This is a genomic window from Caballeronia sp. LZ033 (assembly GCF_031451265.1).
GTDB lineage: Bacteria > Pseudomonadota > Gammaproteobacteria > Burkholderiales > Burkholderiaceae > Caballeronia.
Genome location: NZ_JARUXQ010000003.1, coordinates 315255 through 334568, shown reverse-complemented (window position 1 = coordinate 334568; position 19314 = coordinate 315255). Strand labels below are relative to the sequence as shown.

Annotated in this window: 17 protein-coding genes; 2 read left to right on the top strand and 15 right to left on the bottom strand. The window is 60.5% G+C overall.

Going from position 1 to position 19314, the window contains the following annotated elements:
- Nucleotides 1–56: 56 nt before the first annotated feature.
- From QCE62_RS22850 to QCE62_RS22790, 13 genes are all read right to left on the bottom strand, one after another.
- Nucleotides 57–686 (bottom strand): DUF4255 domain-containing protein, encoded by a 630-nt coding sequence (locus tag QCE62_RS22850; RefSeq protein WP_309923469.1) that lies wholly within the window; start codon nt 684–686, stop codon nt 57–59.
- Between the two features lie 11 nt (nt 687–697).
- Nucleotides 698–2779: an ATP-binding protein gene (locus QCE62_RS22845; RefSeq protein WP_309923466.1), complete on the bottom strand. Its 2082-nt coding sequence runs from the start codon at nt 2777–2779 to the stop codon at nt 698–700.
- Entirely contained in the window at nt 2779–4263 is a 1485-nt protein-coding gene (locus QCE62_RS22840) for a contractile injection system tape measure protein (protein WP_309923464.1), read from the bottom strand. Before QCE62_RS22840 ends, QCE62_RS22845 begins: the two co-directional genes overlap by 1 nt.
- Before the next feature lie 37 nt (nt 4264–4300).
- Nucleotides 4301–5281, bottom strand: a complete 981-nt coding sequence (locus tag QCE62_RS22835; protein ID WP_309923462.1) for a tail fiber protein — start codon at nt 5279–5281, stop codon at nt 4301–4303.
- A gap of 13 nt (nt 5282–5294) precedes the next feature.
- Entirely contained in the window at nt 5295–8111 is a 2817-nt protein-coding gene (locus QCE62_RS22830) for a hypothetical protein (protein WP_309923460.1), read from the bottom strand.
- Nucleotides 8095–10944 carry a hypothetical protein gene (locus QCE62_RS22825; RefSeq protein ID WP_309923458.1) on the bottom strand — a complete coding sequence of 950 codons (2850 nt, stop codon included), beginning with the start codon at nt 10942–10944 and terminating at the stop codon, nt 8095–8097. Before QCE62_RS22825 ends, QCE62_RS22830 begins: the two co-directional genes overlap by 17 nt.
- Before the next feature lie 76 nt (nt 10945–11020).
- The gene (locus QCE62_RS22820; RefSeq protein ID WP_309923456.1) at nt 11021–11437 is read right to left on the bottom strand and encodes a hypothetical protein; all 417 of its coding nucleotides are present in this window, start codon (nt 11435–11437) and stop codon (nt 11021–11023) included.
- Nucleotides 11434–11859, bottom strand: a complete 426-nt coding sequence (locus tag QCE62_RS22815; RefSeq protein WP_309923454.1) for a GPW/gp25 family protein — start codon at nt 11857–11859, stop codon at nt 11434–11436. The genes QCE62_RS22820 and QCE62_RS22815 overlap by 4 nt, the downstream gene beginning before the upstream one ends.
- Nucleotides 11860–11878: 19 nt before the next feature.
- Nucleotides 11879–13492 carry a phage baseplate assembly protein V gene (locus tag QCE62_RS22810; protein ID WP_309923452.1) on the bottom strand — a complete coding sequence of 538 codons (1614 nt, stop codon included), beginning with the start codon at nt 13490–13492 and terminating at the stop codon, nt 11879–11881.
- Nucleotides 13492–14187 carry a hypothetical protein gene (locus tag QCE62_RS22805; protein ID WP_309923450.1) on the bottom strand — a complete coding sequence of 232 codons (696 nt, stop codon included), beginning with the start codon at nt 14185–14187 and terminating at the stop codon, nt 13492–13494. Before QCE62_RS22805 ends, QCE62_RS22810 begins: the two co-directional genes overlap by 1 nt.
- Nucleotides 14184–14351 (bottom strand): DUF5908 family protein, encoded by a 168-nt coding sequence (locus tag QCE62_RS22800; RefSeq protein WP_309923448.1) that lies wholly within the window; start codon nt 14349–14351, stop codon nt 14184–14186. Before QCE62_RS22800 ends, QCE62_RS22805 begins: the two co-directional genes overlap by 4 nt.
- A complete protein-coding gene (locus tag QCE62_RS22795; RefSeq protein ID WP_309923446.1) occupies nt 14351–14818 on the bottom strand; it encodes a phage tail protein in 468 nt (155 codons plus the stop codon). Before QCE62_RS22795 ends, QCE62_RS22800 begins: the two co-directional genes overlap by 1 nt.
- A complete protein-coding gene (locus tag QCE62_RS22790; RefSeq protein WP_309923444.1) occupies nt 14818–16023 on the bottom strand; it encodes a phage tail sheath subtilisin-like domain-containing protein in 1206 nt (401 codons plus the stop codon). The genes QCE62_RS22795 and QCE62_RS22790 overlap by 1 nt, the downstream gene beginning before the upstream one ends.
- A gap of 296 nt (nt 16024–16319) precedes the next feature.
- On the opposite strand from QCE62_RS22790, the gene QCE62_RS22785 reads away from it, so the two are divergent.
- Nucleotides 16320–16592: a hypothetical protein gene (locus QCE62_RS22785; RefSeq protein WP_309923442.1), complete on the top strand. Its 273-nt coding sequence runs from the start codon at nt 16320–16322 to the stop codon at nt 16590–16592.
- Nucleotides 16593–16712: 120 nt separating this feature from the next.
- On the opposite strand, the gene QCE62_RS22780 is transcribed toward QCE62_RS22785, so the two are convergent.
- Nucleotides 16713–17759 carry a phage tail sheath C-terminal domain-containing protein gene (locus QCE62_RS22780; RefSeq protein ID WP_309923440.1) on the bottom strand — a complete coding sequence of 349 codons (1047 nt, stop codon included), beginning with the start codon at nt 17757–17759 and terminating at the stop codon, nt 16713–16715.
- A 14-nt stretch (nt 17760–17773) separates the two neighbouring features.
- Nucleotides 17774–18226, bottom strand: a complete 453-nt coding sequence (locus QCE62_RS22775) for a phage tail protein (RefSeq protein WP_309923438.1) — start codon at nt 18224–18226, stop codon at nt 17774–17776.
- Between the two features lie 459 nt (nt 18227–18685).
- Between QCE62_RS22775 and QCE62_RS22770 the strand changes: the two genes are divergently transcribed.
- Nucleotides 18686–19312 carry a glutathione S-transferase N-terminal domain-containing protein gene (locus tag QCE62_RS22770; RefSeq protein ID WP_309923436.1) on the top strand — a complete coding sequence of 209 codons (627 nt, stop codon included), beginning with the start codon at nt 18686–18688 and terminating at the stop codon, nt 19310–19312.
- Nucleotides 19313–19314 lie beyond the last annotated feature (2 nt).

The following is a 19314-nucleotide window of genomic DNA, read 5'->3' as shown; positions in this document are numbered from 1 at the left end:
GGTAGCCTCCGCTGGATCCATGAACGCGACGCTCATCGCCGAACGTCCTTCTGCCGTCAGACCGCCTCGTCGAACGGCGGCTGCTGCGATTTGACTTCCGTCTCTTGCACGCTTGCGACCGTCTTCTGCTTGTCAGTCAGAACGACGGGCACCGTCACCGAGAGATTCAGCGAAAGGCGCGGCTTGTTGCCGAGCGACTGCCAGAAGTTGCCGAGACTGTTCAACTCGGCTTTGGGCGGAATCATGCGCGCATAGGCGCCGGGCATGCCGCCGATCTCCTGATTGTTGATGAGCGCGTTGACGACCTGATTCATCACCTTGAGTGACGGGTTGTCGGGCGCGCTGCCGGGACTGCCGGGGCTGATCTTCTCGGTCTGACCGATATCCCAGTAAGTGATGATGTAGTTGCAGCACACATTGACCCATCCCGGCGCGACGGTGGACTGCTTCGTCTCCGCATTGTAGGAAGTCATGCGTCCCGGCGACGTGCGCATCTGAAGGTCTTCGGAGATCTGATAGAGGAATACGCTCAGCGTGGGCTCCGACGGCGGATTGTCGGCATTCGGAAGATCGAAGATGATCGACACGCCTGAATCCAGGTCGATGGGCACATACTCGACCAGCGCATCATAGATAGCCTGATTGAGGTTGAGGATGGTTGTATCGGACGCGATGATGTCTGCCATGTGCATGCTCCTTATATCTTCAAGCGCCCTGATTTGGCGAGTTCACGCAGGCTGGCCTGCTCGATGTGATGTTTCCTGACTACCGGCGAGTCCTCGGACATCGAGAGCCATCCCGCCAGCAGGGCAATGTTGCGGATGCTTGCGCCGGTGACGTCGATGCGTCTGGCCAGATCCGCGAAATCGATGCTCTCATCCACTTTCATCTGCGCCGGCCAGATGGCGCGCCACATCACTTCCCGCAGCGCCGGGTCCGGATAGACGAAACGTGTCACAAAGGTGAAGCGCCGGATAAAGGCTTCATCCAGATGGCCGCGATTGTTGGTCGCGAGAATCACGAGACCGGGGAAGGCTTCGAGGCGTTGCAGCAGATACGACACCTCGATGTTGGCGTGGCGGTCGTGTGCGTCCTTGACCTGACTGCGCTTGCCGAACAGTGCGTCGGCTTCGTCGAAGAACAGCACGCCTGCGTCGGCCTCGGCCATATCGAAGATGCGCGAGAGATTCTTTTCCGTTTCGCCGATGTACTTGTTCACCACGCTCGACAGATCCACCTTGATGAGGTCCGTGCAAAGCTGTCCGGCGAGGATTTCCGCGGCCATCGTCTTGCCGGTTCCGGAGGGACCATGGAACAGCGCGCTGATGCCGGTGCCGTAGTGAATCTTTTCGAGGAAGCCTCGCTCGAGCAAGGCTTCACGATGCCGTACCGCCGCGACGATCTGGCCAAGCTGAAGACGCATGTCGGCTGTGACGACGAGATCAGCGGGAGTACGCTGGGGCTCGACGCGCGTCGCCAGGTTGCCGAAGTTCTGCCGCGCGCGATGGCGGAGTGCTTCGGTCCAGTCGCCCTGGCTGGTTTCTGCATCCGGCGCGCGCCGGCTTCGATAGAACGATGCTTCCCAGCCGATCTGCGCGAGTTCGTCCGGCTGGAAGGCAAAGCGGCGGCTGAGAGCCAGTGCGTCGATCGCTGCGTCGCCCACTTGCACGACGAACGCCGCGGCCCGTTCCTGTGCCGTGCGCGGCGGCATGTCGAAGGTGACGTGTGGAACGCCCGCCAGACGCAGCACGCTTGCGCGACGGTCCTCCAGACATAGAATCGGCACCACCGCGCCGCGCGCGCAGGCCGCGAGCTGCGCCAGCAGCGTGTCGCGCACCGCTGCCGCCGCGCCTTCAAGACCGCAAATGACCGCTGCACGATCATGCAGGCGCGCGTTGCGCAGGGCCTGAGCGAAGCGGAAAGACGCGGGCTCCTCTTCCGTCGGCAGGCGCTGCACATCGATGATGAGCGCGCCGCACCGGTATGCAGCGAGTGCACTGACTACCTCGCTCTCGGCGGCATCGCGCAGCGTCACCACGGCCGGCGACGAACTGTCGAAGATCGCGTTGCGCAGGACGTCGATCAGCGCGGTGATGCGTGCATCGCCGGCTTGCGCGGAGAGCGCTTGTTCCCATCGACAGAACAATTGCAGGTCCGTCGGTTGCAAACGATTGCCTTGCAGGAAGTGAAACACCTCCAGCGACGTGCAGAGCGGCGTGCGGCCCCAGCCATCGCGCGCGGCATCGCCGGGATGAACGGGTACCAGGAGTTGATGTTCATGCAGCGGCGCTTGCGGCAGAAAGCTCTGGTGCGCGGCATGGCGTTCGGCCCACGATGAACAGAACAGGTTCAGCGCGAGTTCGACGGTGGGATAGTGACGCCCCTTTCCCTGCAGCAGCGCCAGCATGGTCTGATAACGCGTGTCCAGATGCGGCAGCACGCCGAGCAGGATGATCTCGCGTTCGAACCGGTCGAGACCGAAGCGCGCCACCAGCTGGTCGAGCGGCGCGTCAGCTTCGGACGGCACGCTCGCGCCGGAGGAGCGTTCGCTTGCCAGATCTTCCGCTTCCATCCAGCACGGAATGCCGCGCGGGGCGTCGAGTCGCGCCTCGATATCCTGTCGCGAAAGACACACGTCGCCCGACCACATCCGCTCCATGCGCACGTGATATTCACGCTGCAACAACAAGTCGATGCGCTCGACTTCGTGCATCAGGCTATTCCAGGCATCGTCGGAACGCTGCCGTTCCTCAGGGTCGACTATGAGCGGTGAAGTCATCAGAACATCCTCGTATCGAGGTTCGGTATCGGCCAGTTCACTTCAATCGGCTTCGGGAGCCACGGCAGGACGACGGTGGACAAGGGCCACGGCAGATCCCGCAACAGGAGGTCGAAGGGTTGGGGTTCTATCGTCAGCACGGGCACGGGGCCTTGCGTGGACAGTTGACCTGGACGCTGCAGGAACAGCGCGCGGATGTCTTCCGGCTGAAGGGATTTCCAATTGGGCAGTTTCATCGGCAGTTGGGACAGCCAGTTTTCGAGCAGTGTCCTGGTCTGTTCTTCCGGGGGCTCGGGTGGGTCGTTGTCTTCTTCATCGGTGAGACTTGCCAGGCCGCACAGACGGCGAGCAAAGCCATGCGTGCGCAGTGCGAGTCCGGCGTCTTGCCAGATGAGCCAGTCGAGCCATGCGGCTGCCTGCTCCTGCGCTTCAGTGCTTGCGAATCGTTCGCCGTCCCAGAGGTGCAGACTGCGAAGAAGATCGGGCAGCAAAGGCCACAGGACGATCAGGCCTGCGCCGGCTACGGACTGCACTTTTGTTGTCGCGCTTTCGTTTTCGGGTCGCTGTGCGATGCGGCGTTCGGGATAGGCGCGCGCCAGGCGCTCCAGCCGTCGCGTTTCCGCTTGCGTGAGACTTTTTCGCAGGCTGGCGCGGACGGTTTCATGGCGCCATAGCTTGGCCTGCCAGCTGCGTATTTCCGCGTGTGAGGACTTTTCCATGAATGCGAGTGTTTCGCTTAAGCGCGCGCCCTTCAGTTCATGAATGTCCGGTAACTCAGGAATCTGGCTTGAATGAGCGAAGGACGGATTGTTTCCAAGCCAGATCAGAGCCTTGAGGAAGATAGCTAGCTCTGTCGCCTCCGTTTCGCCCCGCAGCACTTCCAATGCATGAGCCGCTTCAGGCATCGTCCTGGCGCGTTCCAGCAGGAACTGCCGCGATTCGCGATGCAGGCACGCTGGAGCCAGCCAGGTGAGGATGCGCTCGGACGGCTCGTCCTGGCCCAACGACGCAAGGTGTTGTTCGAGCAAAGCCAAAGTGACCGAGTGGGATTGCAACGTGCGCTTTTGCCCAAGGACATCGGGCCGTGGCGAATCGATCGCGCTTGGCTCGGCTTCGGTTAGCGAAGGCTGCTCTCCTTCGCGAGCGAAGACGTCATCCGGGGCAATGGTCATTTCGTCAAATTCCACGGACTCGGCCGCAGGAGATTGTTCCGCAATAACATGTTCCGCAAGCGCTCGCTGCAATTCCGCAAGAATCCGCTTCGGCATGACCGTGTCAATCTCGTCGCGCCGCATGGTTCCGATATCCAGATGCAACTCGGCGATCTGGATATCGGCCTCGCGATGAAAGTACTCATTCACGAGGTTGGAAATATCCTCTTTTAACGAGCCGCGAAACAGCTTCGCGCAATGGTCCGTCACCGTGGCGTGGATATCGTGGCGTGTGTCCACGATTAGCGAGACGCTCTGGATGATGGTACGCATGATGTCCCCGTTTAATCGGCCGCTGATGGCTCGTTCGCTACACCTTCATGATGTAGGCGAGTTGGTAGTACGGCGGATTGACCGTGACGGTGTGGCCGTGCTTGGGGTCGGTGACATCGAACTTGATGGGTTCACTCCATCCTGCGGTCGACATTGTGAAATCGCCTTTACTGGTGTCATAGGAGGCATAGACATAATCGTGACTCGTCGCTTCCTTGTCTCCACCCCACGCCGAGTTGGATCTGACTACGCTCATAAGCATTTTATTGCTATCAATAAACTCATGTTTATGGACAGGCATTTCATGTTGCGTGAGCAAATGATCTTTCACGCCCACGTTGCAGGCATCAGTGGTCGTTGTCGCCTGAAAGCCTGAATCCGACCAGCTTGCACCACCCTTATGCGAACCAGCGGAATCACCGAGCGTCTGGGACCCCAGCACGAAGCGCTTCCGCAGGTCCGGCAACTGAACCTGGGTGCCATCGGCGGCAGTTACCTTGGAGCCGTCGCAGAAGTGCCATCCTTCTGGCGCCGTGCTTCCACAGAACATCATGATCATGCCGCGCGGAAGCAATGCGTCGGTATCGACCCTCACGCCGGACGAACTGACCTTGATGTACTTGTCGGCCTTCACGCTCACGGAGTCGTTGACAATTTCGGCACCCACACCCACCTTGACGTTGACTTCGTTGCCTCCGAGGTAAAGCGCACTTCCAGCGCCTACTCTGATGCTGCCGGCGTCGAACTGAAGGCCTCCGCCAAGCTTCACGGACAGCTTGCCCTTGTTGGCTGCATCGCTATCCGCGGCGATCTGCAAGCCTGCTCCAATCGTATTGTTCGTCTGATCAGCACTTTTACCGATAGCCCTGCGCCCGCACTCGGCCATGTCTATCAGTGCAGCGAAATCCGTGTCCAGGGGTACCGATCCGGCTGAAAACCGGGCCTTCAGCTCGGCAGTGGTCGTCCCGTTGCTGTCGGAGACTGAATCGCCTGGCAATTGATTCGTTTCGTTTTCCATGGTGCGTTAAGCCTCAATTGAGTTGACTGCGTTTGCGGTAGACGTCGTCTGGAACAAAAAACAGCGCTTGCCTCAAGAGCACGTCCAGATTCCATTGATCCCCATCGGGTCCCAGCACAGCAGTTCTCTGCTCGGGGGTAGCAATGCGCACAGCGCCGATGCCGGTGCTCAGGCTGGCAGGCGGCCGTCCCAAGCCCAGTTTCCAGAGAAGTTGAAAAGTGGACGTACTGGCCACGGTTTTCCCGTTCTGCCACGCGGCATAGCTCAACGCGAAGCTGCCGAACGATTGCGGGTTGCTCTCGTCCGAATCGAGCCAGTGAATCATGAGTCTGATATGCGCCTGCAATTCAGCCTGGACGCAGCGCTTGATCCACGCTTCGGTCGCCTGGACATCGCCGTTCTCCGGCAGCATGTTGCGGTTGAGCACCAGGCTCACGATCATCGAGAAGCGGTCGCCGATGTCGAGCGCATGCCAGGCATAGCCCTGTTGCTTCGATACAGCCGGCAGCACTTGTTTCTCGCCTGCTGCGGGCTTGATCGACAGCGTTCGGGCAATTCGGTCCACACTCACGACCTCGGCTTTCATCGACCACGGTTCCAGACCTAACTGGGTAATCGAATCGATCGAGAACGCGCTGCCCTTTTGGAGGCAGGCAGGAAACGGGAAGTCCGGCGGGATCGTCAACTGGACTTCCTGGCCCGGAGTCTCTGGTGTCCCGGGTTCGTATTGCAGCGGATAGACGATCTCCTTCAGCCACGACGCCGCGTTTTTCCACGTTAGTTGCTGCTTGTCCTGTGCCGCCAGGACAGGCTCGAGCACGACCCGCAGATGCGGGTTATCCACAAGATCCACTGTGAAGGTATAAGCGTGCCAATCGTAGCTATCCACGATCACACCCTGCACCGTGTGTGTACCGCTCGCGTCGGGGTAGGCGAAATCGACCAGTTGTCCGACCACCATTTGATCAATAGGCTTGGCGTTGCCACAATCGACAGTCAGCTTCCGGTTGTCTGCGGAGAGCGTGAGCTTCTTCGGCTTCATGGGACTGTCGTAGATGGGCCGTGGAAGCTGCGGCATAAGCGCGCGATGCTCGACCAGATAGAACGGCAGTTCGCCCATGTCGACATCATCGTCGAACAGTGCCTGCCCCCATCCCATGCGCGCGGCGATTCGCTTCTGCAACGCGGACACCTGATCGACTCGTATGTTCGCCCGTTGATAGGCCAGCGTGGTGATCTGACTCAACGCGGACTGCTGAATCGTCAGAGACTCGCTCTCGGTCGTGTCGAGCATCCGCGATGCCGCTTCAGTGCCGAAGTAGCCAAGCAGATGATCGGTCAGCTTTCGCTCCTGGGCACCGTCCACCGCCATGGATGCGCTGTGCTCGACCAAGCCGGCCTTGTATGACGCGTGCGCCACATCGGCCGCGCTGCCCTCGGCGTAGGGCCATTGCGCACCCCACGTCGTTTCGCCTTCTCGGACAAACGAGAGCAAGTTCGGCAGCATGGCCAATAGGCGGCAACTGTCCGACATCGCTTGCTCGAAGGGCAGCAGAAACTGGTACAGCGCCTGAGGGCCGCCCAGGCCAGGCGGCAATTGCAGGTTGTAGCAGGCAGGCATCTTGTCGGTGACGGGGTGATACTGCGCGACGTCGCGCGGCTTTCCGTAGGGCAGCACCTTCGGCGGGTTGTCTTCCACCGGCGTCGGTGTCAGCTTCGCCTCGATCTCGGCTTTCGTTGCCGTCACGTATTTGCCGTCGGCGGTGATCAGCTTGATGGAACTCGTGATCTCGCTCAGCGGGTCGTCGCCCCAGAGCAGCGGATAGGATCCTGCATTAGACGTCCACCCCCAGCCGGGATCACTGTGTGCCCCCTCTCTTATCGACAGAACGCTCTTGACCCCCGCGACCTGGGTCCAGCGCGCTGCGAGACCGCTAAGGTTCACTGAAATCGGGACGGTGTAATCCGTTGCCGGAGGCAGCCGGCTCTGCCAGCCATGGGACAGAGCGGGACCGTTGTAGATTTCAGCCGCTGAAGCGCCCCGGCCTTCCAGCGTCTCGGCGGTTTCATGTGACACGCACGGCGAAATATAATCTTCACCCGTGCGGTAGAGTTCCGCGAAGACAGCCGCGTAGTCCTGCACATGTTTCTGAAGCTCTATCTCGGCTACCGGATTGATTTTCTGCCATGTTTGATCAACGGTGTGCGTAACCGCTTCGCACAAGTTCCGGTTGTCAGTCAAAAACGCGTTCAACTGGTTATTCGGTTCACTCGGATTGCGCAGCCCTTCGCGTGTCCGCTCAAAACGCAAGGAATAATTTCCGCGAAGCCAGTACCTGACGGCTGCCTTGTCTTGCGGCTGCTTGAAGCTGAACTCGAGCGTTTGCGGCGAATAGTAATAGCGATAGTCCTGCTGCCGGGCATCAGTACCATCCGAATCGAGCGGAAGCAACTGCACGTTGCGAAACAGAAAGTAGCTTCCGGTGCTGTCCGTCAGATCCAGCAGCGCGCGGCGGTAGTCTTCCGGCGTGATCGGCCCGCAGGTCAGCGCCTGGTGAGGACCAAACTCCAGCGGAAATACGCCCCCGCCCTCGGTCTGCTCGGCCAGCGGCGGCGTAAGCAGATCAACCAGCGGCAAGGTATGCCGGTAACCGAGGTCGGACGCGCCGTAGGCATAACCCTGCAGGAAGGTCACACCAGGGTCATGATCGCCCGTATCGGTCCAGACCTGACCACCGAACTGCTCGACGGTCTGCTGCGCCTGCTCCCAGAGCGCATCAAAATGAATGTCGTCCTGCACCAGTTCAAACACATCAGGCTTCGACTGCATTATTCCTCCTGCCATGGTTCGCCACCGCCGGCATGGTTTGCGTTGCGCTCTTCCAGGTCAGGATCAGCACTTCGTTGGTCGCGGCATGAATTGACGCCCAGCCGCCGTCGAGCGTCATGTTCACCACTTCCGTCACGAACGGCTGCGCCTCGATAAAGGCAACCATGCCGTAGAAGTCCAGCGTCGTGCCAAGCGTGAGGCCGGATTGACCGCCCTGCATCCACGGCATGTAACGGCGTTCGAGCTGCTCCTGGATCTGGCAATAGCCGTAGTCCGGATTGACGTTGAAAGAGATGTCGTAGGTGATCAGCACATCGCGGTAAGTCGGGTTCACGACTGCGATCCTGGCCCACGTCGAAGCCATGCCTTGCACATAGGCCTGAATCGCGTTGAGATGTGACTGACTCAGGCGCGGCCGCAAGGGATCGTCGTTATCCTTTCGCTCCGTGATGGGCACGATGAGCAGGTTCAGGGGATCGGGTGCGGGAAGGTCGGTGATGTTGTCCACTGGCGGGATTGCGACTTCGAACACGTTGTCGAACCGGGCCTTGATGAGCGAACCCATGTCGTGCCACGTCAGCGCGCGCGAGCGATGAAACAGACGTTCCGCGCTGCGCGACATGAACTGCACCGGCGTCTCCGCTGCCTTGCCGCCGCTCGAAGGCCAAGGCTGCACCACCGGCGACAGCTCAGCGACAGGCTCCACCGGCCGGGTGATCGTCGATGCCGCGAGCGGGGCAAGGAAGTGGCTCGCGGGTACGCTCTCCGGCGAATGGAGCGACGCGGTCATGCCATTTGCCAGAATGCCTTTGAGCCACACGTAGGCGTAATCGGGTTCGTGCTTCGGAGTTGAGTCGGTATCCGCGTCCGTTGAGGCTTGAACAGCAGGCTCCGTCAGGGGATCAGCATCCCCCTCGACTTTCGCCCCGCTCATATCCAGCATCGGCTTAGCCACCAGCGCACGCAGCCAGTACCGTCCCGGAGGCATCTGGGCGGCGGAATCCGACGCATCGTGCGGCAGGATCACATTCATGATGCCGCTGTCGCGCAGACCGTTCGTGCCGTCCACGAGCGTATCGGCCAGACTCACCCAGTCGTTCTGCTGATTCAGGTAATGCCATTCCGGCTCGACTGCCTGCGGACTGTCCAGTTCCCAATACAGGGTAATGGTCTCGCCGGGCGTTCCGTCCGTGAAGCCGAGATAAAGACACGCCTGCGACGCTTCCCTGGAGCCCGCGTCCGGCGAACCGTCATAGCCGAAGGGCGTCAGCACGTACTGCGCAAAGTCCGTGACGTCCATCTTCCACTCGATTGCGACGCCGTTCATCTGCGGCGTGTAAGGCGGGTTGAGCGTCTTGCTGCCCGCGAGCTTCTGATAGACCTGATGACCGAAATCGCGCCCGGTCAATTCGAAGCGGATCCAGCGCGGCCAGTCGGTGGGATTGGATGTAGCCTCACTCAGCGCGGCCAGCTCTGCCGGCACCGCGACCGTCAGCGCGGCCGCAACCGGCAATACATTGCCCGCACCGGTGAACAATGACTGCGGCGCGGTCTTGGTCGCATCGCTCGGACTCGATGAGAGCAAGACACGCTGCACGCCTGACATCAGAAGAGCCTGCACTTTGAAGTCGGTATTGCTTGCAGGCGGGGAATCGTAGCCCGTGTACCACGTAGCAAAACCCGCCGCCGGCAAACCCACCCACCGAGGCGTGACGGTGAGCGTCGCGGCCGCGGCCTGCCCGCACCAGTCCGGCGCAATAAGATTGAAACCCGCGCCCGTGACCGGCAGCGTACCGAACGGATAGCTCGCGCCATCGAGCGGAGCGGCGCCGTTGTCGGTGCCGTAAGCCAGCGCGCTGTCGCCTTCCACGACCAAACTCAGCTTCGTCACGGCCGGCACCTGGGCGCCGCTCTCATTGCCGAGCCGGAGGACCGCTGTGTCGAAGGTCAGGCCATCGAGATCTTCCGGCGCGACGATGGCCGGTTGATCGTCGCCCAGCCACCATGTCATCGTCAGCTTGTCGGACGAGAGCGAGGAAAAGCTCAAGGGCAACCATCCATTCTCGCCGCTGACCTCGGCGGACGCGACAACCTTCTCGTCCACGGCTTTCTCAAACGTAACCTTGAAGGTGCGCTTTCCCGCAGGCGCGGCCAGCGCGCCCGACGCCACGAGGCGGCCCTCGAACATCGGCGTCTGGGTGGCTTCCGGGTCGAACAGCCGCACGCCATCAGCGTTCCATTCGCCCTGCGTCTGGTCGAAGGCAATGCACGTCAACGCCGCGCTGCCGTCGCCGGGAATCTTCCAGCGCAGGTCCGTCCAGACGCCTGGATTGACCAGCAAGGAGCGATCGAGGGCATAGCTCAGCTTCACGCCATCGATCTCCCCGGCGTCGAACAGCGTGCCCGCCGACAGAAAACATTCGCGAGCCGACTTGGCGAGCGCGAAACCGAGCGCCACGCTATCGGCGCGTGCCGACGCTTCCGTCAGACCCAGCAAGTCCCGGTAGTACATCTCGCGATGCGCATAAGGCAATGCATTGAGCAGCGCGCGCGGCGTCTTGAGCATCTGCATGAACGCCAGGATAAACGCCTGCTGCGGGCCCAACTCGCCATCAGCTTTCTTTGGCTGGCTGAATATTTCAGCCAGCGATGCCGGCGTCACGCCTGCTGTGAACAGCACATCCGCCCAGCTATGCGATGCATCGAAGGGAATCAGGGACGCATAGTCCTTCAACTGCTGCAGCACACGCTCGTCGCTTCGTCCATCGAGACGGAAGCGTTCGCTTGCTCCAAATGGAACAAGCTTGTTCATCAGATGACTAATGTCCGACATGTCCTGTCCTTAGCCCGTTCACCGTCGTCTTATCCATGACATCCTCCTTGCTCTTTACCGCTTCACCCTGTTTGCATCACGCGCACGCGAACCATTGACGCGGCATGAAAACGCCACGCCCAGTGCTGGGCGCGGTCGAATCCGGCGTCCCGGGCGGCGACGAGAGAACGGCCGGCACGGTCGGCGTGAACTGCGCCGTGAATTGCATCCCTTTGAGGATGACGGGCGCGCGGCCTTTGATAAACGGCGCGCTCTGGCTGGAATCCAGCATCAGGATCCGCACCGTGCCCGTGCCGGGCGCATAGCCAGGCATGAAATACTGCGCAGTCCATTGCGCACGCGTTTCATCACCGGTTACGCAGATGCGCCGCTTGCCGATCATGGCCACGCCCGTCCCCGTAATCGAGGCCGGCGCCGACAGCACCACCTGGCGCGGGCCGAACATCGGCTCGAACATCAGCTGATCTCCATCACAAACGATTGGCGTCGTCACAGGAAGTCTCCCCGCATGGCCTGATTCAGGTCGAGCGTTCCAGACATGGTTTCATCGATCTCGCTACCGCGCAGCCGATACGTCACGCCCACTTCCACGGCGCTTCGATTGCTCTCTGCCTGCACGACAAGAATGTCCGTGAGGTTCGCGCGCGGCTCGTAACTCAGGACGGCATCCGCTACTCGCCGCTCGATCTCGCTGGTCAGCTCGCTGTCGATGTTCCTGAACATGACGTCATACAGCGCGCATCCATATTCCTCCCGCATGATCCGTTCGCCGGGTTCCGTGGCGAAAAGGATGCGCAGGCTTTGCCTGACGTCCTCGACGCCTTCCGACATGACCACGCCCTCCTCGAGCGAAAACGCCGGCGGAAACGCCCAGCCACGACCATAGATGCTGGTCAGTACAGAGTCGTCAATCATGCAAATCACCTCTGGATAACTAGGACTTCTTGGGCGGCGTCGACTTCTGGTCGAAGTTGACGGACATGCTCTCGACGGACACTGAACTCGCCCCCGAAAGCTTCAGCTGATTGCTCGTCAGTGCAAGCCCGCTTCCCGACATCAGCTTGCAACCTTTCTTGAAGACAAGCTGCTCTTGCGGAGAACTCAAGTCAACGCGTTGTTCGCCGGAATCGAAAAGCAGCTGCGACGACATGCCCTGCTTGCCGACGATAAGCGCCTTAACGTCGTTCTTCGCGTCCAGATCGATCGGCGCACGGTTCTTCGGGTTATGCATCGAGCCGATAATCACAGGGAAACTCGGATCGCCATCGAGAAAGCCAACGATCACTTCATCGCCTGGTTCCGGATAGAAGCAGAAGCCGCTCATGTCGCTTGCATAGGGTTTGGCGAGGCGCGCCCACAAGGGGTCGCTGTTGTCGCCCAGGACGGGAAGATGAACCTGCAACCGGTTCATGCCGCCCGTGTCCTTCTTGAAGCTCCTGACGACGCCAATGTGCAATCCATTGATCTGCGCGGGCGGCACGTCCTCGCTGCTCATGTCGTCGCATCCGAGCGTCAGCGTAGTGCGCCAGCCTGCCTCTCTGTCGATGTGATGCCGGACCGCGGTGACGATTCCATCGCCGTCGAAAGCTTTGCCGTATCCCTCGATTGAAACCGTATCGCCAAGGTCTACTTCAGCCGTGCCGTTGATCCTGAACTCGCCGCTCGCCCGTCCTGCTTGCAGGCTCAACATCAGGCCGTGCGAAAGCGCCGTCGTCCGTTGCAGCCCGAGCGGCGCGCTACGGCTGAACTGCCAGGGCTCGCGGTTGATGGTGTTGCCGCGCGCGCTGTCGAAGGCGCCAGTGCCGAGCGACACGTCTTTGGCGCTGACGGTGTCGAGACGCTGTTCGTGATCGTCCCAAGTGGACGTCTTCAGTTTCTCCGGTTGGGCTCGTTCACTGAAACTCCAGCTTGCGTCCTCCATCAGCACGTGATCAGAGTCGAACAAGGCATGCTGCCGGATGATGAGCGTGGGAAAGGCAATACCCGGCGCTGCGATCACGACGCGCTCCGGCGACGGAAATGCCCATACGCCGCTGGCGCTCAGACGCTCACGGATGAAGCGCCAGTCCGAGCAGCCGAACTGAACCAGTTGCTCGCACCGCAGGTCCATATCGGCGATGGTCGCGGGAATCTGCTGCGCGGCCAGCAGGCTGCCGACCACGGTAGCCTCCGACATGTTCTGGAAGACCTGCGACCGGTGGGAATTGCGCAGCTTCTCCAGGTCGTGCCGAAGCCTCAGCGTCAATTCGGTGCGCTCCCGGTCAGCCTTCATGGTCTGCTGTTCGATCACGCCCTTGAAGATCAGATGCTCGCGCTCCTGGGCGTCCAGCAACATCAGGGAGACAGGTTCACCCGCCGCGCACCGGGCAACCTCCGCCTCGACGTCCTCGAAGATGTCCCTGAGCGGATTGCCTTGTACCGTCAGCACCACGCGCGCGCTGGGCACGCTATTGATGCGATGCAGGACCTCAACGCGCTCGGGACTGAGCCCGTTGAGCGGCAGGCGCGCTGTGCCGACCAGAACGCTAACGGAAGGGCTCGCGCGCATCAGTGGCTCCCCTTGCCTGACTCGACCTTCAACTTGTCGCCGGCCTTGAAGCCATCGATGCTGTCGAGGTTGTTGTCCTTGGCGATCTTCAGATAGCCGGGACTCTTCTTCATCTTGCCCTTCAAGTTCTTCGCTATCGAGGCCAGGGAGGACGCAGCCTTCGCGATGGCGACCGCTTTCGAAGGCGACTTCTTCAGTGCCTCCGCAGCCTGATTCCTCAGGCTCTGATCCTCGGCGAGTTGCAGCGTCGCCGTGGCTCTCAGCGGCGTGCCGTCTTTTTCGAAGAGCGTGTAGCGCACCGAGAGGCTTTGCAGGCGCCCGAAGAAATAGCCGGAGCCGCTCCACTTCATCTTGCCCCAGATCACCTTGATATAGCGCGGTTCACAACGCGTCTCATCGACGTCATAGCAAAGCTTGCGCAGCTTGTGCAGTTTCCCGTCGATGTCCTGCCGGTTACCGGGCATCTTCGCGTCGAACAGCAGTTCGATGGACAGCCCGCCGGGCTTGGTCTGGACGAACCGGTTGCTTTTCCAGTTCGTGTTGATGAAGGTGTCCGTTGCAAAGTCCGTGTGATAGCCGAGGCTGACTGAATCGGGGTTGTACATCGCCTGAAACTGCAGCGGCAGACCCTGCGCGTCCCGGTTGTCGTAGGATTCGAGCTTGAGCTTGACGGGTCGTCTCGACAGAAAACTCATTGCAGCCGCTCCAATTCACGTTCCCGCATCAATTCCACGACCCGGCGCGCAATGACCTCGATCATGCGCTCGCTCGGATCGCGCCACGACTGCTCACTGCCTGGCTTGCCAGGCTCCTCGGCCGTGACCCGGGCCTGAATGATCAACTCGCGAATTTCGAGCATCAGAGTTTCACTCCCAGAGGAATCATGTCGCGGTAACGCAGCTCGAACGTATTGATGAGCACTTCGTTGCCGTGCGCGTTGAGGTCGCCAGTCTGCCAGCGCACCGGCACTGCCTTGGTCACCAGCCAGTTCGTGAGCGGCATCAGGCCGGGATGCAACAGCGTGATGACGGCGCTCAGATGCATGATCTTGCCGCTCGCGAACTGAGCGCTCAGCAAGGCGGTGAGGGGCGTCAGCGCCATGACGCCACGCTCGAGCACCAGCGAGCCGTGCGACAGCTTTTCGGTGAAATACTGGTTGCGCAGATTTTCACCGCCTTCGTTGTGCGTCATGACGTTCAGTTCGCGCGACAGGCCATGGACCTTCTGAAACCTCATGTCGAGGACGTCGGGTATCGGTATCCGGTTGAGTGCGAAAAGAACCGAGAAATGATGCGCCGTTGACGGTTCGAAATAGCGCTGTTCCATCAGTTGCTCTCCAGTGAGGAAACGAGCGACGACTGGGTATCGAGCGTGATGCTCACCTCGATGAACTCGGCCGGATAGGCGGCGGCCACGCCGATATTCATGACGATCCGCCCCTGGTCGATATCTTCCTGACTCATGGTCTCCCCAAGTCCGATCTGGATGAAGAAGGCCTCGCTCTCCTCTTCGCCATACAGTCCGCCGTCGAGCCACAACTCCCGCAACCAGATATGCACCATGCCGCGCATGCGGATCCAGGTGAGCAGGATGTTCGGTTCGAACACGAACGGTTTGACGATCTGCGCGACCTGCGCTTCGATCCATGAGAGGGTTCGCCTGATGTGAACGTACAGCCAGGCCGGGCCGGCGTCCTGGATCAGCGTGCGGCAGCCCCAGATGCGGACGCTGCCGCCGGGAAAGCTACGAATCAGGTTGATCGACGCACCGTTCGTCTGGAACAAGCCAGAGGATTGCAGCCACGGACGCGTCGGCTTCACCACACGCGACAGCGCGATGTTGGCCGGTGCACACCAGATGCCGTATTCCTGGTCCACTGCCGCCATGACTGCTGCGACAGCGGCCGAGGCCGGAACGGTGATGGCGGCGCCCGCATCGTCCACGTAGTCTGTCAGCAAGCGCGGCCAGTACGCGCCAGTCCATTGCGCCGCATCCGCCTGTTGCGTGACGAAGCGGTCGAGGCACGCACGCGCCACAGCCGGATCTTCCGGTGTGTCCAGAATGCCGAACACGCCGCGACGCACCCGGACGATCTCCGATACCGCGGACCACGCCGCTGCCCAGCCATCCGTGTCGGTTTCGGACAGGCGCATCATTTCCGGCATGCACACCAGCGTAATGCGCTTTTCCTTGAGGACACACTGGACAATGCGCTCATCCGACAATGCGTTGAGCAATGCGTCGCGACCCAAATCGGTCAGGCTGGAGTACAGACCGAGCGAGAGCGCGTAGCCCGTCCTTCCGCCATTGTCGAAGTAATGCCGGACCGCGTGACAAAGCGCAAAGCCTTCGGGCGTGGGGCCGCCGTATGCCGCCTCAAAATCGGCGAGCGAATCGATCGCCGTGAGCGACCATTGCGGGCCGCTTTCGGTGTACCCGATGAAGACGGGGACGGCGGTGTCCTCCGGCGGAGGCTCACCGGTCAGGACTTCCGCGCTGTAGCTCACGCCGGGCTGTTCGATGCCATTCATGGAAACACTCTCCTCAGATGCGCGCACGTCGTTGCAGTGGCTCAGGCCGGCATGTCCTGTGTGAACTGCAGGATGATGAATTTAGCCGGGCGGGCCGCTGCCATGCCGACGTTCACAATCATCTTGCCGGCGGCGATATCGGCGTCGCTCATCGTGACGTCCTTGCCGGTCTGTACGAAATACGCCTCCTCCGGCGCGGTGCCGGCCAGTGCGCCGCTGCTCTAGAGCGAGAACAGATAGCTGTCGATGGCGCCGCGCACCTTCTTTCAAGTCGGCGCGGTGTTCGGCTGAACATCATGGCCTGCATCGACTTTCTGATGTCCGCCTCGCCGCTGTTGAACAGGCGGCGCACGGGGATGCAGCGCCGGCTGGTGTCGTCATTCGAGTCGGCGCCGGCGAGCGTCGCGTCGGCTGTGGAGGTCAAGGCCACGTTCGTGCTGGCGTTGACCTTGGCGATGGAGCTGAAATCGAGCCACGCGCTCACGCGAACGCATTCGAATTCCTTGAAATTGGTGCCGTCAGCCTTCTTCACGTTGCCGGCAAAAACCGGCACTGCAGTAGCCGAATGATTCACGGAGATCGAAGGGAAAGAATCCTCCGATATATATACGCCTGGATAAGAGACAACTTCGGTCATTGGAATCTTTCCCTCGATGAACGTGAATCCGGCTACAGCGAATGCCCAGCGCTCAAGCCATGTTCTGCGTGAATTGCAGGATGATGAATTCCGCCGGCCTGGCCGCAGCCAGTCCTACGAGAACCTTCATTTTTCCTTGCTTGATTTCGTCCTTCGACATCGTGACGCCCTCGCCAATCTGCACCACATAGGCTTCTTCATCCGAGGCACCGGCAAGGCCGCCCTGCTGCCACAGACCATGCAGATAGCTGTTGATGGCGGAACGCACCTTCTCCCACGTGGGCGGCGTGTTGGGCTCGAAGACCATCGAGTTCATCGAGCTTCTGACGTCCCGCTCGACGCTGTTGAACAGCCGGCGCACCGACACATAGCGCCAGTAGTCCGAATCCTCCAGCGTTCGGGCGCCCCAGACGAGCGACTCCGTATCGTTGAAGGTGCGGATCATGTTGATCGCGCGGCCCGTGTTGTACATGCCTTGCAGATCATCATTCACCATGAACTTTGGCGTGTAGCCCCCTGGCAAGGCCAGATTGGCAGGCGCCTTCCACACGCCGCGGGACCGGTCGTTCTTGCAATAGAGGCCGGCCATGACCGCGCTTGGCGGAATGTCCGTCTTGCTCCATGCCACGGTCAGCCAAGGGTAGTACACGGCAGCGTATGACGTGGCCGTGTAACCGTCGGCCTGCTTTTCATCGGTGATCTCCGTCCTCGGCCCGTCCAGAACCACGAACAGCGAAGCAGCAGGATCCGTGAGACTGCCCACCGAAGTGCTGATGTCATGGCCATTGGCCACGACCAGCGTAATGGAATCCCGCCAGAGGTTCGCGGCTTGCACAACGCTCTCGAATGACACCGCATAGCAGGGGCCGCCTCCCGATTCGAAGTAAGCGCGAAGGCCCGAGACACTCACGTCCTCGAAATTCGGCTTGCCGTCGAAAAATTGCGCCATGTCGAGATAACTGCTGAAGCGGATGACGCTTGTGCCAAAGTCCTCGTTCATGCAGAAAAGCGGCACCGCAGTGGCAAGCTGACTGACCGACAGCGCCGGCGACGCGTCTTCTTGGATATAGATGCCGGGATAACTCGTAACAACTGTCATGGGAAGCTCCTTGCTCAGGACGCCATCTTCAGCGTCACGCGATCCGCCATCAGAGACAATTCCTCAACCGCGATCTCGTTGCTCGTGGCGTCCAGCGAAGGCGACGTCATCGACTTCGGGAAAGCGTTGTCGACCGTCCATGTCATGAGGGGAGTCGTGCCGCTCGTGTCGGTCAAGCTGATCGTCAGATCCATCTTTTCGAGTTTGTTCTGCGCGATCTGATTAATCCATTCGTACAGCCTCGAATCGCCGGGGAACACGCCTTTCCTTAACGTGATATCCACCGTCTGGAGCTGGCCAGGCATCCGGTACCAGTTGCCGAGACCGTCTTTGTATTCGATCGTCTCGTACGTGATGTTGAGACCGGATACGTTATTGAAGGGAATATCCTCGCTTCCGACCGACACGATGAATCGATAAGTCGGGATGGGATACGACGAAGCCATTTGTGCCGAAGTTGTCGCCATTTGCTCAAGCTCCTGTTTTCGTGACGCGCCTCACACTCTGCTGAGTGATCGTTGGTACCGGGCAAATAATGAATCCAGGCGCAGCAGGTTCTTAACGCTCATTACAATGTGACTTCCAAGGGGTAGCCAATTGAATTTCAAGGGGTTATGACATTGATTATCCGGTGCGCTCAGATAGATATAAACCGATGGAGAAAGGCATCGTTTCCTTAAAGGTTCCACTGCAAAGGAAAGTGTCACTTTCGCTCATCCCATATTGCTTCTGGCGTGCTCAGAGCACGGGAAATGAAAGAGACAAGGCTAACTTTTTGCGAGGAGACCGCGTATGAAGAATGCGATCGCCCGGTCGCTGCTGCGGGGGTGGACCGATCGTCAAAACGCCCTTTCCGCGCTGATAAAACGCCCGGAACCGAACGCAGCTAAGATAACGACACTTCTCCACTCAAAGAGATCCATCCGATGATCACACTCTGGGGCCGAGCCAATTCAGTCAACGTGCAGAAGGTCTTGTGGTGTTGCGAGGAACTGAAGATTCCGTTTGACCGCATCGACGCCGGCATGCAGTTCGGCCGCAACGACGAAGCCGCGTATCTCGCGATGAATCCGACCGGCCGCGTGCCCACGCTGGTGGACGGTGACTTCGTGCTGTGGGAATCCAACTCGATCCTGCGCTACCTGGCGATGCAATACGGGCCGGACAGCACACTCTGTCCGGCCGATCCGAAGACTCGCGCGAGCGCGGACCGCTGGCTGGACTGGACGCTCTCGACGTTGCAGCCCGCCGAACGCCCGCTCTTCTGGGGTTACATCCGCACGTCCGCCGCTGAGCGCAACGCCGCGCAACTCGCCGTCACGGCCAGCGACGTGGAGAAGCTCTGGCGGGTGATCAACACCCATCTGAAGGGTCGCGACTATCTCGAAGGCGGCACATTTACACTCGCGGACATCGTCATCGGCGCGTATGCGCGCCGCTGGTTCGGTATCGCCGAACTGGTGCGTCCGGCGCTACCCGATCTCGAACGCTGGTACATCGGCGTCACGCAGCGCGCGGGGTTCCAGCGTTACGTCGCGCCTGCCCTCAGTTGAAC

Excerpts from the sequence above, each read along its gene's own strand:
- QCE62_RS22845 (WP_309923466.1), bottom strand. The coding sequence starts at position 2,779 with ATGACTTCACCGCTCATAGTCGACCCTGAGGAACGGCAGCGTTCCGAC.
- QCE62_RS22805 (WP_309923450.1), bottom strand. The coding sequence starts at position 14,187 with ATGAGTTTTCTGTCGAGACGACCCGTCAAGCTCAAGCTCGAATCCTAC.
- QCE62_RS22775 (WP_309923438.1), bottom strand. The coding sequence starts at position 18,226 with ATGGCGACAACTTCGGCACAAATGGCTTCGTCGTATCCCATCCCGACT.
- QCE62_RS22790 (WP_309923444.1), bottom strand. The coding sequence starts at position 16,023 with ATGAATGGCATCGAACAGCCCGGCGTGAGCTACAGCGCGGAAGTCCTG.
- QCE62_RS22810 (WP_309923452.1), bottom strand. The coding sequence starts at position 13,492 with ATGCGCGCGAGCCCTTCCGTTAGCGTTCTGGTCGGCACAGCGCGCCTG.
- QCE62_RS22770 (WP_309923436.1), top strand. The coding sequence starts at position 18,686 with ATGATCACACTCTGGGGCCGAGCCAATTCAGTCAACGTGCAGAAGGTC.
- QCE62_RS22825 (WP_309923458.1), bottom strand. The coding sequence starts at position 10,944 with ATGTCGGACATTAGTCATCTGATGAACAAGCTTGTTCCATTTGGAGCA.
- QCE62_RS22850 (WP_309923469.1), bottom strand. The coding sequence starts at position 686 with ATGGCAGACATCATCGCGTCCGATACAACCATCCTCAACCTCAATCAG.
- QCE62_RS22780 (WP_309923440.1), bottom strand. The coding sequence starts at position 17,759 with ATGACAGTTGTTACGAGTTATCCCGGCATCTATATCCAAGAAGACGCG.
- QCE62_RS22800 (WP_309923448.1), bottom strand. The coding sequence starts at position 14,351 with ATGCTCGAAATTCGCGAGTTGATCATTCAGGCCCGGGTCACGGCCGAG.
- QCE62_RS22835 (WP_309923462.1), bottom strand. The coding sequence starts at position 5,281 with ATGGAAAACGAAACGAATCAATTGCCAGGCGATTCAGTCTCCGACAGC.
- QCE62_RS22815 (WP_309923454.1), bottom strand. The coding sequence starts at position 11,859 with ATGATTGACGACTCTGTACTGACCAGCATCTATGGTCGTGGCTGGGCG.
- QCE62_RS22795 (WP_309923446.1), bottom strand. The coding sequence starts at position 14,818 with ATGGAACAGCGCTATTTCGAACCGTCAACGGCGCATCATTTCTCGGTT.
- QCE62_RS22785 (WP_309923442.1), top strand. The coding sequence starts at position 16,320 with ATGGCCTGCATCGACTTTCTGATGTCCGCCTCGCCGCTGTTGAACAGG.
- QCE62_RS22840 (WP_309923464.1), bottom strand. The coding sequence starts at position 4,263 with ATGCGTACCATCATCCAGAGCGTCTCGCTAATCGTGGACACACGCCAC.
- QCE62_RS22830 (WP_309923460.1), bottom strand. The coding sequence starts at position 8,111 with ATGCAGTCGAAGCCTGATGTGTTTGAACTGGTGCAGGACGACATTCAT.